The organism is Mesorhizobium sp. 01N446 (assembly GCF_056399285.1).
The window spans coordinates 296660-311071 of sequence record NZ_JBFTRA010000008.1 but is presented as its reverse complement, the minus strand read 5'-3'; the positions used below and the strand labels follow the sequence as shown (position 1 = coordinate 311071).

General features: G+C 63.0%; 17 protein-coding genes. 8 read left to right on the top strand and 9 right to left on the bottom strand.

Going from position 1 to position 14412, the window contains the following annotated elements; genetic code table 11:
• Positions 1–126: 126 nt before the first annotated feature.
• Positions 127–597, bottom strand: a complete 471-nt coding sequence (locus tag AC1DPX_RS27350; RefSeq protein WP_202354799.1) for an RDD family protein — start codon at positions 595–597, stop codon at positions 127–129.
• A gap of 210 nt (positions 598–807) precedes the next feature.
• Here AC1DPX_RS27350 and sthA point away from each other — a divergent pair, with 210 nt between their 5' ends.
• Positions 808–2193 (top strand): Si-specific NAD(P)(+) transhydrogenase, encoded by a 1386-nt coding sequence (gene sthA / locus AC1DPX_RS27345; RefSeq protein ID WP_477240497.1) that lies wholly within the window; start codon positions 808–810, stop codon positions 2191–2193.
• A 212-nt stretch (positions 2194–2405) separates the two neighbouring features.
• Here sthA and AC1DPX_RS27340 read toward each other — a convergent pair whose 3' ends face one another.
• Entirely contained in the window at positions 2406–3110 is a 705-nt protein-coding gene (locus AC1DPX_RS27340) for an alpha/beta hydrolase (RefSeq protein WP_477240495.1), read from the bottom strand.
• 201 nt (positions 3111–3311) lie between these two features.
• Here AC1DPX_RS27340 and AC1DPX_RS27335 point away from each other — a divergent pair, with 201 nt between their 5' ends.
• Positions 3312–4532 carry an OpgC family protein gene (locus tag AC1DPX_RS27335; RefSeq protein ID WP_477240493.1) on the top strand — a complete coding sequence of 407 codons (1221 nt, stop codon included), beginning with the start codon at positions 3312–3314 and terminating at the stop codon, positions 4530–4532.
• 12 nt (positions 4533–4544) lie between these two features.
• Here AC1DPX_RS27335 and AC1DPX_RS27330 read toward each other — a convergent pair whose 3' ends face one another.
• Positions 4545–5621, bottom strand: coding sequence for a LacI family DNA-binding transcriptional regulator (locus tag AC1DPX_RS27330; RefSeq protein WP_477240491.1), 1077 nt, complete (start codon positions 5619–5621; stop codon positions 4545–4547).
• A 163-nt stretch (positions 5622–5784) separates the two neighbouring features.
• On the opposite strand from AC1DPX_RS27330, the gene AC1DPX_RS27325 reads away from it, so the two are divergent.
• Positions 5785–5928 carry a hypothetical protein gene (locus tag AC1DPX_RS27325; protein ID WP_477240489.1) on the top strand — a complete coding sequence of 48 codons (144 nt, stop codon included), beginning with the start codon at positions 5785–5787 and terminating at the stop codon, positions 5926–5928.
• 55 nt (positions 5929–5983) lie between these two features.
• Positions 5984–6133, top strand: coding sequence for a hypothetical protein (locus AC1DPX_RS27320; protein WP_477240487.1), 150 nt, complete (start codon positions 5984–5986; stop codon positions 6131–6133).
• Positions 6134–6148: 15 nt separating this feature from the next.
• On the opposite strand, the gene AC1DPX_RS27315 is transcribed toward AC1DPX_RS27320, so the two are convergent.
• Together AC1DPX_RS27315 and AC1DPX_RS27310 are read right to left on the bottom strand one after the other, a co-directional pair.
• Positions 6149–6508 (bottom strand): DUF423 domain-containing protein, encoded by a 360-nt coding sequence (locus tag AC1DPX_RS27315; RefSeq protein WP_477240485.1) that lies wholly within the window; start codon positions 6506–6508, stop codon positions 6149–6151.
• A 35-nt stretch (positions 6509–6543) separates the two neighbouring features.
• Positions 6544–7797 carry a multidrug efflux MFS transporter gene (locus AC1DPX_RS27310; protein ID WP_477240483.1) on the bottom strand — a complete coding sequence of 418 codons (1254 nt, stop codon included), beginning with the start codon at positions 7795–7797 and terminating at the stop codon, positions 6544–6546.
• A 112-nt stretch (positions 7798–7909) separates the two neighbouring features.
• Here AC1DPX_RS27310 and AC1DPX_RS27305 point away from each other — a divergent pair, with 112 nt between their 5' ends.
• Complete coding sequence (locus tag AC1DPX_RS27305) at positions 7910–8575, top strand: GntR family transcriptional regulator (RefSeq protein WP_477240481.1); 666 nt, start codon at positions 7910–7912, stop codon at positions 8573–8575.
• A gap of 102 nt (positions 8576–8677) precedes the next feature.
• On the top strand, positions 8678–8938 hold the full coding sequence (locus AC1DPX_RS27300) for a DUF982 domain-containing protein (RefSeq protein ID WP_477240479.1): 261 nt from the start codon (positions 8678–8680) through the stop codon (positions 8936–8938).
• Positions 8939–8992: 54 nt separating this feature from the next.
• Here AC1DPX_RS27300 and AC1DPX_RS27295 read toward each other — a convergent pair whose 3' ends face one another.
• Positions 8993–9139 (bottom strand): hypothetical protein, encoded by a 147-nt coding sequence (locus tag AC1DPX_RS27295; RefSeq protein WP_202354787.1) that lies wholly within the window; start codon positions 9137–9139, stop codon positions 8993–8995.
• 196 nt (positions 9140–9335) lie between these two features.
• On the opposite strand from AC1DPX_RS27295, the gene AC1DPX_RS27290 reads away from it, so the two are divergent.
• Positions 9336–10307 carry a glycosyl transferase family 90 gene (locus AC1DPX_RS27290; RefSeq protein ID WP_477240477.1) on the top strand — a complete coding sequence of 324 codons (972 nt, stop codon included), beginning with the start codon at positions 9336–9338 and terminating at the stop codon, positions 10305–10307.
• Between the two features lie 97 nt (positions 10308–10404).
• On the opposite strand, the gene AC1DPX_RS27285 is transcribed toward AC1DPX_RS27290, so the two are convergent.
• Positions 10405–11448, bottom strand: a complete 1044-nt coding sequence (locus AC1DPX_RS27285) for an aldo/keto reductase (protein WP_477240475.1) — start codon at positions 11446–11448, stop codon at positions 10405–10407.
• A gap of 281 nt (positions 11449–11729) precedes the next feature.
• Between AC1DPX_RS27285 and ppk2 the strand changes: the two genes are divergently transcribed.
• Positions 11730–12650 carry a polyphosphate kinase 2 gene (gene ppk2 / locus AC1DPX_RS27280; protein ID WP_202354784.1) on the top strand — a complete coding sequence of 307 codons (921 nt, stop codon included), beginning with the start codon at positions 11730–11732 and terminating at the stop codon, positions 12648–12650.
• Between the two features lie 205 nt (positions 12651–12855).
• Here the strand turns inward: ppk2 and AC1DPX_RS27275 are convergent, their stop codons facing one another.
• Both AC1DPX_RS27275 and AC1DPX_RS27270 read right to left on the bottom strand, forming a co-directional pair.
• Positions 12856–13503 (bottom strand): dihydrofolate reductase family protein, encoded by a 648-nt coding sequence (locus tag AC1DPX_RS27275; RefSeq protein ID WP_477240535.1) that lies wholly within the window; start codon positions 13501–13503, stop codon positions 12856–12858.
• A 167-nt stretch (positions 13504–13670) separates the two neighbouring features.
• On the bottom strand, positions 13671–14213 hold the full coding sequence (locus AC1DPX_RS27270; RefSeq protein ID WP_202354783.1) for a glyoxalase superfamily protein: 543 nt from the start codon (positions 14211–14213) through the stop codon (positions 13671–13673).
• Positions 14214–14412: the final 199 nt, after the last annotated feature.

The following is a 14412-nucleotide window of genomic DNA, read 5'->3' as shown; positions in this document are numbered from 1 at the left end:
CACTCCTTCGAGTCGCTCTACCTTTGGCGCGGAAAGCGAAAAATTCAACAGGATTGTGAAGGTGTGGGCACGCGGATGCCTTCACATTTGCGCCGAAGAGGCGGAAGCGCCCCTGGAAAACGCCTTTTAACGGCCAGTGCGGCTGACCACCGTGCCGAGCAGAAGGTCGTGCAGCGTGCGCTTGCGATCGGAAAACAAGGTCACCAGCAGAACCAGCGGCGACAGGATGACGTTGCCCGCCCAGAACAGCACGGAATGGACCACCGCGGTCAGGCCGTCGATCGGCCGCCCGTCGAGACGATCGAGGCGGATGCCCATCATCTTCATGCCGGTGGTCGCCTGGTCGGCGCTGCCCAGCGTGTTCCAGATGTAGAGGATGGCGACGGCCGGCACCAGGATGCCGAACAGCATCCAGCCGAGACCGAGGGTCAAAAGCCCGAGGAAGAACACCAGTATGGCGAAGGGAATGGTGAGCAGCGCGACGATGATGTAGTCGAGCACGAAGGCCAGGATGCGCCGCGTGCGCACGCCTTCATAGGCCCTGACATCGTCAAGCCTTGTGTTGATGATTTCGCCGTCGAGAACGCGCGCGTTCATGTCATTTCCTCGTAACAGGGCCCGGCATAGGGTGCGGGCCGCTCGCCAATGAAATGGTGAAGGCCCGTGTCGGAATCAAGGTCGGGGTTTTCCCGGGGCACAAGGATCGAGCGAGGCGAGACACAATCCGAATCGGTTGAATTTGCCGTGTGGATGGCATTAGCTTGCTGCGGCGCAACAAAGCGCTGAGGGGCAGAGGGACGGGGCACTATGGACTATGACATGCTGGTCATCGGCAGCGGCCCCTCCGGCCGCCGTGCAGCGGTGCAGTCGGCCAAGCTCGGCAAATCGGTGCTGGTCGTCGACCGCGGCCGGCGTCTCGGCGGCGTCTCCGTGCACACCGGCACCATTCCCTCCAAAACGCTGCGCGAAACCGTGCTCAATCTCTCGGGCTGGCGCGAGCGCGGTTTTTATGGACGCGGCTATCGGGTCAAGCAGGATATTTCCGTCGGCGACCTGATCGAGCGGCTGCACAAGACGCTCGATCACGAGGTCGAGGTGCTGCAGCACCAGTTCATGCGCAACACGGTCAAGAGCGCGCGGGCGGCGGTGAAATTTCTCGGCACCAACAAGGTCAGCCTGACATCGGACAATGGCGACTACAGCGAAGTCGGCTTCGCCAACGCGCTGATCGCGGTCGGCACCAGGCCGCACCGGCCACGCGACGTGCCTTTCGACAAGACCCGCGTCTTCGACAGCGACGAGATGCTGGAACTCGACCGCCTGCCGCGCACGCTGACGGTCATCGGCGGCGGCGTCATCGGCGTCGAATACGCCACGATCTTTTCGGCGCTCGACGTGCCGGTGACACTGGTCGAGCCGCGCAACACAATCCTCGATTTCGTCGACCGCGAGATCGTCGACGATTTCATCCACCAGATGCGCGATCGCGGCATGACGATCAGGCTGGGCAGCGCGGTGAAGGAAATCCGCTCCAAGCCTGAAGCCGCCGAAGTGGAACTGGCCGATGGCCGCACCATCCGCTCGGAGGTCGTGCTCTACGCCGCCGGCCGCACCGGCAATGTCGGCAGCCTGGGGCTGGACGTGGTCGGCATCGAGGCCGACTCCCGCGGCCGCATCAAGGTCGATCCGCAGACGTTTCAGACCAACGTTCCCAACATCTACGCCGCCGGCGATGTCATCGGCTTTCCGAGCCTTGCCTCGACCTCGATGGAGCAGGGCAGGGTGGCCGCCTGCCACGCCTTCGGCGTGCCGCTCCCTCCGCCGCCGGAAACATTCCCCTATGGCATTTACGCCGTGCCGGAGATCTCCACTGTCGGCCAGTCCGAGGAACAGGTGCGCGAGAGTGGAGCCGCCTATGAGGTTGGCGTGGCGCGCTTTCGCGAGACTTCGCGTGGACACATCATGGGCGTCAACACCGGCTTCCTGAAACTGTTGTTCTCGATCGAAACGCGCCGCCTGCTCGGCGCGCACATCGTCGGCGAGGGCGCCACCGAACTCATCCATATCGGCCAGGCTGTCATCAATCTCGGCGGTACGGTCGACTTCTTCGTCAACAACACCTTCAACTATCCGACACTGGCGGAAGCTTACAAGATCGCCGGGCTCGATGCCTGGAACAGGATGGGGCGGTAGGCTCTGGCGCCCTCGATGCGCGGCCGACGCTACTTCGTGGCCGCGTGTCTCGGCGGGGCTCGCTTTGCTGCGACCTGCAAAGGCAGGACACCGCAGCACAGGATTATCCGCTTTTGAGGCAAGCGCTGGTCCATTATCGGGCCGGCGGCCACGAAGCGCTGTTCGAAAGCGGACTCGGGCTTTTGATTGCCGGGGCCGAGGCCCGCCTTGCGTCAGAGCACTGATCGTGCCTGGGTGTCCGGTTCAGCTTGTCTGCCTACATGTGCCGCCGCCGATCCCGCCAGCCAGTGCCTGACGATCGCGGCGTCCGGATCGCCGATTTCATGGCCCGACGGAAGGATCCGGGCGTCGACCTCGGCCTGGTGCCGGCTGAGCAGCGTCACGAGCGCCGGCGCGAAGGGCCCGTAAGTCTCGTCTGAGGCGCCTGCGATGATCAGCGTCCTTGTTCCCGCAAGATCCGTCGCCGGCACATGGTCGAGCACCGGCATCGGCCTCAGCAGGGCTGCCCTGCGAACGATGCCTGGATGAAGCAGCATCAGGCTGGAAACCAGATTGGCGCCGTTCGAATAGCCAAGAAATGTTGTGCTGGCGAGATCGAGCCCATGGCGGCTGGCGGCCTCGCGCGCAAATGCCGCGAAGGCAGCGGTTTCGGCGAGGATGCTCTTCTGTTCGAAGCGCGTCGGGTCTATCCGCTCGAACCAGCGGAAACCGTCTTCCTGCGGGATGCGGCCGCGCACCGCCACCAGCGTGACGCCGGGTGCGATCCGTCTTGCCAGCGGCACCAAAGTGGTCTCGTCCACACCCGATCCATGCAACAGGAACAGGCATTCGCGACCGCCCTTGTCGGCACCCAGCAGGCGATAGGCAAAGGCCAGATCCGTGACCAGGGGGCCGTTTTCGATGCTGTCGCCGATCATCCCGCATCCTCTTGATTATATGAGGTTCCGCTCAATTTGCCGGCTTCAAAACGCAATATTTTCACGCTCCGCGAAAGTTGATTGAACCAGGCGCATTCCGGCCCGTTTATGCGCCGATATACTCCGCGTGGGAGGAATCGAAGCGGTGCGTCGGGGGTCGCATTGCTGGACATGAACAACCAGCTTTGAGGCCTTTTGTCGATGACTACCCCTGTTTTGTCGGATCGCGATTTGCGTATCCCGGATCGCGACCCGCGTATCCCCGAACGCGATACGCGTATCGATGTGCTGCGCGCTTTGGCGCTGATTGTCATTTTCATCGACCATGTGCCCGGCACGGCGTTCGAGACGCTGACATACAAGAATTTCGGGTTCTCGGACGCGGCCGAGGCGTTCGTGCTGATTTCCGGCATCTCCGTCGCGCTCGCCTACGGCACCAAGTTCCGGCCGGGTGGCCGGCTTCTGGCCACGCTGAAGATGTGGCGGCGGGCAGGCGTGCTCTACGTCGCCCATCTTGTCACGACCATGGTGGTGATCGCATTGTTCTGCACCGTGGCAGTGTTCACCAGGCGGCCGGAACTGCTGAAACTGATCAACATCGAGCCATTGATGAAGAACACGCCGGAAGGGCTGGTTGGCATCGTCACGCTCGGCCATCAGCTTGGCTACAACAACATCCTGCCGGTCTATGCTGTGTTGCTCCTGATGGCTCCGGCCTTCGTCCTGTTCATCAGCTCCCGGCCGGTCGCCGCACTTGTCGCCTCCGGTGCGCTGTGGTTCGTCGCCGGCATCTGGCAGATCGCCCCGCCCAACTGTCCCGAGCCCGGCTTCTGGTTTCTGAACCCGCTGTCCTGGCAGTTCCTGTTCAACATCGGCGTGGCGGCCATGCTGCATGTCCGGCGCGGCGGCGTCATTCCGGTCAACCGCTGGCTGGTCGGCGCGGCCGCGGCCTATGTGGCAGCGGCGCTGATCTGGGTGCACAGTCCGCTCTGGGGGCAGATAACCTGGTTCAAGCTGCCCGTGGTGATCGGCGGCTTCGACAAGACCTTCCTGTCGCTGCCGCGTCTGTTGCATATACTGGCGGTCAGCTACCTGATCGTCGCCTTGCCGGCGCTGTCGAACCTGTTCCGCACCAGCCCGGACCATCCGCTGGCGATTCTGGGCAAGCGCTCGCTGCCGGTCTTCATCGCCGGCACGGTGATCGCCATGGTCGCGCAGGTGATGAAACTGATCAATCCGGGCGGGCTTGGCTATGACAGCCTGCTGCTGTCGGCCGGCATAGCCATGCAGTTCGCGCTCGCCTTCTATCTCGAATGGCTGTCGACCATCGGCGGCTCTGGCAAGGTTCGCGCGGCGCAAAAGGACGTCATGCCGGTCCGTACGTCTTTCGGCATCTCGGCGGTAGCAAGGGCCAATCGCTAACCGGCGGGCGGTTCAGCCGCGCGGCGGAGCCGATGAGGCCCGCACGATCAGTTCGACAGGCAGTTGCCGGCGATTTGCCGTGCCGTCGTTTTCCAGGATCGCCTTGACGGCGAGACGGCCGATCTCGGCAATCGGTTGGGCGACGGTGGTCAATGGCGGCTCGGACACCGCGGCCTCCGGAACGCCATCGAACCCGACGATCGAAACGTCGCCGGGGACGTTCAGCTTGCGCGCGCTCAGCCATTCGAGCGCCACCAGAGCCATCCTGTCCGACATTGCCAGGATCGCCGTAGGCGGTTCGGCGGCGCCGAAGATGGTCTCCAGCCCTGCGATCGTGCTGGCCGCATCGTTGGCGGTTTCGTAGACCGGGACTTTGGATGTGTCGACGCCGACCCGCGAAAGCTCCTGGAAATAGCCGGTGAGACGGTCTCGCGTTCCTGCATAAACCGCGGTCTGCACCTGCTCTGGGGAAACGGGGCCTGTCCTGCCGTCGGCAAACTGCAGCGCCAGCACGGCAAAGCGACGGTGCCCAAGGTCGATGAGATGGCGCGCGGCCATGGCGGCACCAGCGACATTGTCGATGCCGATTGTCGCGACCGACCCATCTTCGGAAGCGAGGTCGAGCGCCACGAAAGGCAGTTTGCGCTCGCGTGCCAATTGCACCAGGCGCGAACCGCCTTCGATACAGAAGACGATGAAACCGTCGACGAGGGCGCTCTGGATGTTCCAGGCAAGCTGCTCGTTATTGGCGGCCGAGACCAGCGAGATGCCGGCTCCTGTTGCGTCGCAGGCCTGCGAGATGCCCGCCATCATGACGCGCGCGAACGGATCGTCGAAGAAGTAGGAGAGGGGCTCGGCCGTGGCGACGCCAATGGCGTTGACCTTGCCGGCCCGCAGCAACCGCCCTTTGGGATCCGGCCCGCCATAGCCCATCGCTTCGGCTGCTGCCTTGACCCGTTCGCGGACTTCCTCGCGCACGATCTCGGGGCGGCTGAAGACGTTGGACGCGGTGCCGTGCGAAACGCCGGCTGCCTTGGCGATGTCGGCCAGCCGGACGGGCCTTGGATTGCCTGCGGTGAGTGACGCCATTGTGCGTGCCTCCTGACATGCATTTAGCACGTTCAGGATTTGCATCTAGCACTTTTGTTGGATCGATTCAAATTTTGCTTGACTGGAGGTGCCCGCAGGCCTATGTTTGAATCGATCCAAGAGGGGGATTTGTTCTCCCGCAATAGTCTAGGGGAGGTGCGCCATGCATCCCGTCAATTATCTGTTCGAAGACATCTATCGCAACGACTGGAGCATCAGGTCGGGCGCCAACAGTTCCAGGCGCCGGGACAGGACCGGCCCATGGATTCGCGACTTTCGCTTCCTTGTGGAGCTCAAGCGTAGCTGAGCGAGGTATTTTTTGCTCAGTCATTGGATCGATTCAATCCGAAGGGAGAAGGCCCATGCATCCCATCAAGCATCTGTTCGAGGACATCTATCGCAACTACTGGGGCATCGCTCCGGCCGCGGAGCGGCCGGAGGTGCGGCGGCTGACGAAGCCGGCCGCACGCAATCGCGATCTCTGGATCCGCACCGAACGCCCCAGGGATTGACCCTGGCTGTAGGCCTCAGGAACGCGGACGCACCAAGGCGGAAATCGCTACTCCCAGCCAGCCGGCGATGAGCAGGGTGCCACCGATCGGCGCCGACATCGGAAACAGTCTCGATCCGAGGAAGTCGCGGGCGAGGAGATCGCCCGCGAAAAGCAGGAGCCCGGCAAGCAGGACGAGGCTGGCGATCCGCAGGCAGCGATTCGCGCCGATGAGGCCGACGGCGAGGAAGACCGGCGCGTGCATCAGGAGGAACGACGCGGCCGTGCCGGTGAAGGCGCCGCCGCGATGCGCGGCCGCTGCCGACAGCGCCACGCCCGCCGCGCCGACGAGACCGCCGGCAAGCACGAGGGCGCGGCTGGGTTCGGTGGAATTCATGTCGGCTGTCCCTCTTCGCAACGATCCGGAGCCTCTCAGGACTCGCTTGCTTCCAACGCCATATGTCGTGTGCGTCGCGACTGGACAATCCAGTTGTAGACCGCTCCGCCGGCCATAAGCACCGATGTGGCGAGAAACACCGAACGCATGCCGAAGTGACCGCCGACGAAGCCGCCGGACAATGGACCCGCAACCTGCCCGACATATTGCGCCGAGATCGCCAGGCCAAGCACATTGCCGCCGATGCCGTCGGGGATATTGTGACGGATGACGCTGGTGATGCAAGGCAGCAAGCCGCCGAGCGCCAGACCCATCAGGAAGCGCAGGCCGATCAGTTGCCAGCCATTGGTGACGAAGGCTTGCGGAATGAGCAGCAGGGCAGAGACGGCCAATGCCCCGACGACGACGTTCCAGTGGCCGACGCGGTCAGCGAGCTTGCCGAGCCAGGACGCCGACAGGATGGTGCCCAGCGCCGCCGCCGACATCACCACGCCGGCGACCATGGTCACCCGGCCCTGGTCCTCGACGAGCTGCTGCACATAGACGGTGATGATCGGCTCGATTGACATGGTGGCGAAGGCCAGCAGCATGCCGGTCACCAGCATGGCCACGACCGGGCGCTTGTCGGGGATCCGGGACCAGCCGCTTTTCGGCCTGGCGCCCGATTCCGCCTTTACCGGCTTCGGGCGCGGGGTCTCCTTGATCAGGAAGGTCGTTGCCAGGAAGGCCAGGAAGATGACGCCGCCGGACAAGAGGAAGGTGGCACGGATGCCGATCACAGGCGGCAGCGCACCACCGAGCAGCGGGCCGACCAGCGAGCCCGCCGTTATCCCCGCCGACAGGACGCCCAGCGCCCAGCCGGAACGGTCCTTGGGCGTCTGCATGGCCACCAATATGGTCGACCCCGACGAATAGCCGCCGGCAAAGCCGATAAGCAGGCGCAGCAGCACCAGTTGCCAGACCGTTTCGACCATGCCCGTCAGCGACATGCAGATCGCCATGCCGAAGCTGGCGCGCACCAGCATCACCTTGCGGCCGAAGCGGTCGCCCAGCCGTCCCCACAGTGGCGCGACCAAGGCTGCGGCGAAGAAGGTGGCGCCGTAGGCGACGCCGGACCACTGCACGATGGCCGCATGGCCCTGCGCGCCGAGCTGTTCGACATAGAGCGGCAGGAAAGGCAGCAGCAGGGTCATGGCGATCAGCGTGCTGAACGAGCCCGCGAAACAGACGGCGAGATTGCCCCGCCAATGGATGTTGTAACCGCTCTGTTTCGTGTCTTCCTGTGTCATGTCCTGCCTGCTCGACATCCGCGCTTGTTGCGGATACCGTTTTGGGATACCAAGATGGTATCCGTCATGAACCCCAGCCCGGCTGCTGTCAATGCGGCAACAAGGAAGCCCGATGTCGCAAATGCAGAATGTCGAACGGCAGTTGCGCGAGATGATCCTGGGGCTCGAGATCGGTCCAGGCGAGAAACTGACAGAGCGTTGGATCGAAGGCCGCTTCGCCGCCTCGCGCACGCCGGTCAGGGCCGCACTTCTGCGGCTGGAGACCGAGGGGCTGGTGGGCAGGGACGGCCGCGGCTGGACGGTATCGCCCATCAACCTTGCCGAGCTCGAGCAGATCGCGGTCTATCGCGAAGCGGTCGAGGTCGCGGCCGTGCGGCTGACATGCATGCATGCCGAAAAGAGCGCCATCGACGTCATCGAAGCGATGCTCGATTCCTGCGACGAGAATACGCCGCGCGAGGAGTGGCATCGCGTCGGCATGGATTTTCACATCGAGCTGGCGCGCCTGTCGGGCAACGAATTCCTGTTCCGGGCGGTGCGCGATGCCATGACGCGCCTGTCTCGCGCCCGCTGGCTGGAAGTGCGTGACGAAGCGGCCCTTGGTCGTGCCTGGGCTGAACACCGCGCCATACTGGCCGCCGCGCGCCTTGGCGAGGCCGATGAAGCGGCCCGCCTGCTTGCCGCTCACATCGTCGGCAGCCGCGACCGGCTGGTGACGTCGCTCGCCAACGACCGGCGCGGTCTTCGCGCCAGGGGATTTGCCGTCGTGGCTGCTTAGCACCGCTACAGGGCAGGGCGCTCGCCGGCAAAAACGGACGGCGCCTGACGCCAAGCGCACTTTCGGCCTCGCTTCACGGACGCCGATGGCGTAAGAGCGGCGATGGAAAACAACCGATTTGATACACCCGTGACCGTCAAGTCCGTCACGGCGGGAAGCACTCAGCTCTTGCGCACGGCCCGCGAGGCTTCCGACTACCTGCTCAACAACTGGCCCGGCAAGCGCAGCCCTAAGCACCGCGCGGCGCTGCAGGCCTGCCACGATGCGTTGGCCGGCGACAAGCCGGCCATGAACGCGCGGCGCGCCTTTATCGCCGCGGCGCGCGAAGTGGACGTCTTTGTCAGCGACAAGGCTCCTGCCTGACGTTGAGCCACACCCTGGATTGAGGCAAGGCCCGCATATGCGGGCCTTTTGCCGTCATTCCGCCGTTTCGCTTTCGATCTCTGTCTCGGGCTTGGAACGTTCGCGCGCGGCAACCTTGGCCGCCAGCTTTTCGGCCTTCTTCGCCGCCTTCTGCCGGTCGCGTTCCTTGCGTTCCTGATCGTAGTTTGGTGCTCGCGCCATATCGGCTCCTTTTGACCTGCCTTGCGGCTCTGACCCTGCCTAGGAGCATTAGCCGTCAAACACAACAGCTGAAACGACAGTGTGCGGGCGCGACCCAAGAGATCCGGGGGCTTGCCAGATCGGCGCCATAATGATGTAGGAAACGCGGGGCGCCAGCGTATTTGAGAGCTGCCTGTTTGTTTTGACCAAGTGAATCATGGCCACAATTGCGCGGACGTCGGCAAGGGTTTTCTACTATGCGCGAAACGTCGTGCGCGATGTCATTCCCCAAGCCCTGTTCCGTCGCAGGCTGGCTGTTCGGCTCGAACAGGCCATGCTTTCCGACGAGGCGGCGCGCCGGCGGTTGAATTACTACAACAAGCTGCAGGATGGGTTCGCGCCAAGCGCCAATGCCGTGCGGGTCAGCAAGCTGCCCTTCACGCCGACCATGTACTATTACGACCTGAAGGAATTCGCCCGCTATTTCGATCCCGCATTGCTCATCGACATCGAATTTGGCGACGTCAGGGATGTGCCGAAAGTGCCGGCGATCGTGAAGGATCGGCCCATCCGTGATGACGACCGGAACGCGGTCATCATGAAGCTCGACAAATTCCGTCACTTCCAGATGCCGGCTGATCCCATTTCGTTCGCCGACAAGTTGCCTATGGTGGTGTGGCGCGGCGATCTCAACAATCCGATCAGGACACGGTTTCTGCAAGCGGTGCGCGACCTGCCGTTCTGCGACGTCGGCTCGCACAAGCCGAACGCGCCGGCCGAATATGCCAAGCCCTTTCTCAGCATCAGCCAGCACCAGCGCTACCGCTACATCGTCTCGCTCGAAGGCAATGACGTGGCGACCAATCTCAAATGGATACTGAGCTCGAAGTCGCTCTGCCTGATGCCGCCGCCGACATACGAAACATGGTTCGCGGAGCGGCATCTCGAGGCCAATGTCCATTATGTGCCGCTTGCGGCGGATTTCTCCGACGTTGCCGAGCATGTGGCCTATTTCGAACGGCACCCGGAGAAGGCAGAGCGCATCGTCGCGGCTGCGAATGCCTATTGCCGGACCTTCGCTAACGAACGGACCGAACAGGCGATCTCCTTGTTGGTACTCTACAAATATTTCGTGCTGAGCGGCCAGCTCAAGCCGGATGCCCAAGTCTGGCGTTTCATCGAGGGCTGAAGCATGTCGCTCAAACGAACGACATGCAAAACAGGCATGAAGCGCGTCACCTCAATCCGCTTCGACGTGACGTGCTTTGGGCGTTGCTCCTCTGCTGTCAGATGACGCTGCGGTCGATCACCAGATCGGCGGCGCCAAAACGATCCTTTGCCGTCAATTGCTGGTGCCAATAGGGGTAGAGCAAGGCCGGCCGGCTGACCTCGTCGAGGCGCTGGCGTTCCTCATGGCTGAGCGCCAGGCTTGCGGCCGCGAGATTGTCCTTGAGCTGGGCATCGTTGCGGGCGCCGATCACCAGCGAGGAGACGGCGGGGCGTCCGAGCAGCCAGGCGAGTGCCACCTGTGCGGCCGACACGCCGCGATCCCTGCCGATCTCGACCAGCACGTCGACGATCCGCCAGAGCCGGTCCTCGTCGCGGATCGGCGGCTCGGACCAGCCGGCGAGTTGCCGTGCGGTCGGGCTGTCGCGGTGGTATTTGCCGGACAGCAGGCCGCCGGCGAGCGGGCTCCAGACCAGCACGCCCAGTCCCTGGTCGACCGAGATCGGCAGAAGTTCATATTCCGCCTCGCGCGCCTCCAGCGTGTAGTGGATCTGCTGGGTGACGAAGCGCTGCTGGTGGCGGCTGTCGCTGATCCCGAGCGCCTTCATCACCTGCCAGCCGGACCAGTTGGAGCAGCCGATATAGCGCACCTTGCCCTGGTTGACCAAAGTGTCGAGCGCCGCGACCGTTTCCTCGACCGGGGTAAGCCCGTCCCACTGGTGAACGAAATAGATATCGATGACGTCGGTCTTCAGCCGCTTCAGGCTCTTCTCGCATTCGCGGATCAGGTGGTGGCGCGACAGGCCTTCGTCGTTCGGCCCGCCGCCGATCCGCATGCGCGCCTTGGAGGCGATCAGCACGTCGTTCCTGCGCTTGCCGCCGAGCGCCTCGCCGATGATCTCCTCCGACAGGCCGTTGGAATAGACATTGGCGGTGTCGATGAGGTTGATGCCGGCGTCGATGCACATGTCGATCATGCGTTTGGCTTCGGTAAGATCGCTGTTGCCGACCGCGGCGAAGGGTCCRGTGCCGCCGAAGGTCATCGTGCCCAAAGTCAGTGTCGAAACCTTCAGGCCGGAACGGCCAAGGGTGCGGTATTCCATGTCAGTCCTCGCGATCGTGTTGAATGGGGGCGGGGCCAAAGGGCTGCCCGGAATGTGACGGCCATTTGTAGGACAATTCAGCCGGCTTGTCGCCATGCCATGGCGATGGATCAATTGGACATGGCGGCCGCCGCGGCGGCCGCTATCGCGCTTGGGCTGCAATAAAACCGTCACTGCCGGTCTATATTGAAGTCGGCTCAGGTGTTTCCCTTCCAGGCTGCTGGCCAGCACTTTGGGGCGCCGTACGGAAACCGACAGGGCTTGCAAGCGGAGCAGTGCAAATGACCGAGCTAAGACAGAATTCTCCCGCCAAGGACTGGCTCGAAGCCGAGCTCGCCGACACGCTCGACGAAGATTATGAGCTCGAGATGTCGGAGCCGGCGCTGTCGATGGAGATCGCCAAGATCTACAAGAACGCGCATCCGCCTTCGATCGACCGCATGCAATATTTTCGCGACCTGATCACCCTGCAGTCCGAACTGATCAAGCTGCAGTCCTGGGTCGCCTACCACAAGAAGAAGCTGGTGGTGATTTTCGAGGGGCGCGATTCCGCCGGCAAGGGCGGCGTCATCAAGCGCATCACCCAGCGGCTCAACCCGCGCATCTGCCGTGTCGTGGCGCTGCCCGCGCCGACCGAGCGCGAGAAGTCGCAATGGTACTTCCAGCGTTATGTCCCGCATCTGCCGGCAGGCGGCGAGATCGTGCTGTTCGACCGCTCCTGGTACAACCGCTCCGGCGTCGAGCGGGTGATGGGCTTTGCCGATGGAGGGCAGGTCGAGGAATTCTTCCGCGACGTCCCCGAGTTCGAACGCATGCTGGTGCGCTCGGGCATCACTGTCGTGAAGTACTGGTTCTCGATCACCGACGAGGAGCAGCAGATGCGCTTCCTGATGCGCATCCATGACCCGATGAAGCAATGGAAGCTGTCGCCGATGGACCTGCAGTCGCGCGTGCGCTGGGAGCAGTACACCAAGGCTAAGGAAGAAACCTTCGCCCGCACCAACATTCCCGAGGCGCCCTGGTTCATCGTCGAGGGCAACGACAAGAAGCGCGCGCGTCTGAACTGCATCGATCATCTGCTCAAGCAGATGCCGTATGAAGAGGTGCCGCACGAGGAAATCACACTACCGGAACGCGTCTTCAATCCCGAATACGAGCGCCAGACGCTGCCGCGCGAACTTTACGTGCCGGAGAAGTATTGAGACTAGCTCCCTTCTCCCCGTCACTATACGGGGCGAAGGTGCCGGCAGGCGGATGAGAGGCAGCGCCAGCGTCGAAAGTTGGGCCTAGTCATCCTTCAACCGTATGCAATCGCTTGCGTCGCCGGCAGCGCAAATCTTCGAAACGTCAGCGCCGCCCCTCATTGCCCTGCCGGGCATTTCTCCCCGTAGAACGGGGAGAAAGCCGCTAACCACGTTTGATCACCACATGCGTGGCAAGCGCCGTCGCCACCTGCTCGGTGCATTGATAGCCAAGCTTCAACATGTCCAGGCCAGCGAAGAGGTGCTCGCCCTTGCCGAGCAACACCGGCGAGATTGCCAGATGCATCTCGTCGATCAAGCTCTCCTGCAGATATTGCCGGATGGTGGAGACCCCGCCGCCGATCCGCACATCCTTGCCGCCGGCCGCCGCCTTGGCCTGTTCGAGCGCCGAATGGATGCCGTCGGTCACAAAATAGAAGGTCGTGCCGCCTTCCATCGTGATGGGCGCCCGCTCGTGGTGCGTCAGCACGAAAACCGGCACATGGTAGGGAGGGTTGACGCCCCACCAGCCTTTCCAACTGTCGTCGGGCCACTCGCCGCGGATCGGCCCGAACATGTTGCGGCCGAGGATCCATGCGCCGAGGTTTTCGAAACTGCGCGCCGCGAACGTCTCGTTGATATCGTTGGTGCCGCCATCTTTTCCGAGCACCATATTGCGGAAGGTTGGGGTGTCGACAAACCACTTGTGCAAGGATTCCCCGCCGATGCCGAGCGGGTTTTGCAGATCCTGATCGGGACCGGCGCCGTAGCCGTCGAGCGACAGGGTGAATGCGTTGACACGCAGCATGGACATGAAAGCCTCCTTTGTAACCGGTTGTGTTTCGCAAGCAGTTTTTTGTAGCAATCCGATTGCGAATTGCAAGTGCTATTTGCAGAACGAAAGCCGGACATCGCTGCCAATCGATGTCCGCATTGTTCGGATGGCGACGGGCAGCCGCCGGCGACGGCTGCCCTGTCGGCTCATTCGTCGGTGAGTTCCATGAAGCGGATATGGTTGCTGAACGGGTCGATGACCTCGACCGTCAGCCGCCCGTCCTCATGTTCCAGGCCGGGGTTCATGTAGCGGTAACCCTTGCCCGCAAGTTCCCTGTGGAAGTCGCGAATGCCTCTCATATAGACGACCATGTTGCCGCCCGGGGTCGCGTCGCCGGCATGTTCGGACAAATGCAGGACAAGGTTGCCGCGCGAAACCTGCGTATAAAGCGGGAAGTTGTCGCCGTATCGGTGCTCCCAGTCCACGCTGAAGCCGAGATAGCCGAGGTAGAATTCGTGCGCTTTGGCTATGTCGAAGATGCGCACGATCGGTGCTATCCGTTCGAAGATGATTGTCTCCTGCCTGGCAGGCGGCGCTTCGATCTTCGCCGAAAGGATATTCCAGGTCGCCAGTCCGAACTGGCGCGCGACGATCTCTAGCGCTTCGCTGTGGCTGATCGTCAGGTCGCGGTCGGCAAGCGCCTCCCGCATGGCTTTCGCCATGGTCTTGGCATCACGATAGGCAAGCATGTCCGTTTCCTCGGGGTCACGGCGAAGCCTTCGTCAGTGCCCGCATTGCCGACGCCTTCGCCCGACGGTGAAACGGTCAGGAAGCATCCTCTGGAGGCGTTCGCCATACCTCTCGGCGAGGTGCGGGCTGCCGGCCGCCTCCGGCCGTGCCGGCATCATAGCCGCAGCCGCCGGTTTTTGTCTGCGGGAATTCGAAAGA

Bases quoted from the DNA above. Each gene is read 5' to 3' on its own strand.
- AC1DPX_RS27305 (WP_477240481.1), top strand. From the start codon at position 7,910: ATGTCGCAAATGCAGAATGTCGAACGGCAGTTGCGCGAGATGATCCTG.
- AC1DPX_RS27325 (WP_477240489.1), top strand. From the start codon at position 5,785: ATGCATCCCGTCAATTATCTGTTCGAAGACATCTATCGCAACGACTGG.
- AC1DPX_RS27335 (WP_477240493.1), top strand. From the start codon at position 3,312: ATGACTACCCCTGTTTTGTCGGATCGCGATTTGCGTATCCCGGATCGC.
- AC1DPX_RS27350 (WP_202354799.1), bottom strand. From the start codon at position 597: ATGAACGCGCGCGTTCTCGACGGCGAAATCATCAACACAAGGCTTGAC.
- AC1DPX_RS27275 (WP_477240535.1), bottom strand. From the start codon at position 13,503: ATGTCCATGCTGCGTGTCAACGCATTCACCCTGTCGCTCGACGGCTAC.
- AC1DPX_RS27290 (WP_477240477.1), top strand. From the start codon at position 9,336: ATGGCCACAATTGCGCGGACGTCGGCAAGGGTTTTCTACTATGCGCGA.
- AC1DPX_RS27270 (WP_202354783.1), bottom strand. From the start codon at position 14,213: ATGCTTGCCTATCGTGATGCCAAGACCATGGCGAAAGCCATGCGGGAG.
- sthA (WP_477240497.1), top strand. From the start codon at position 808: ATGGACTATGACATGCTGGTCATCGGCAGCGGCCCCTCCGGCCGCCGT.
- AC1DPX_RS27320 (WP_477240487.1), top strand. From the start codon at position 5,984: ATGCATCCCATCAAGCATCTGTTCGAGGACATCTATCGCAACTACTGG.
- AC1DPX_RS27315 (WP_477240485.1), bottom strand. From the start codon at position 6,508: ATGAATTCCACCGAACCCAGCCGCGCCCTCGTGCTTGCCGGCGGTCTC.
- AC1DPX_RS27295 (WP_202354787.1), bottom strand. From the start codon at position 9,139: ATGGCGCGAGCACCAAACTACGATCAGGAACGCAAGGAACGCGACCGG.
- AC1DPX_RS27300 (WP_477240479.1), top strand. From the start codon at position 8,678: ATGGAAAACAACCGATTTGATACACCCGTGACCGTCAAGTCCGTCACG.
- AC1DPX_RS27330 (WP_477240491.1), bottom strand. From the start codon at position 5,621: ATGGCGTCACTCACCGCAGGCAATCCAAGGCCCGTCCGGCTGGCCGAC.
- ppk2 (WP_202354784.1), top strand. From the start codon at position 11,730: ATGACCGAGCTAAGACAGAATTCTCCCGCCAAGGACTGGCTCGAAGCC.
- AC1DPX_RS27340 (WP_477240495.1), bottom strand. From the start codon at position 3,110: ATGATCGGCGACAGCATCGAAAACGGCCCCCTGGTCACGGATCTGGCC.
- AC1DPX_RS27310 (WP_477240483.1), bottom strand. From the start codon at position 7,797: ATGACACAGGAAGACACGAAACAGAGCGGTTACAACATCCATTGGCGG.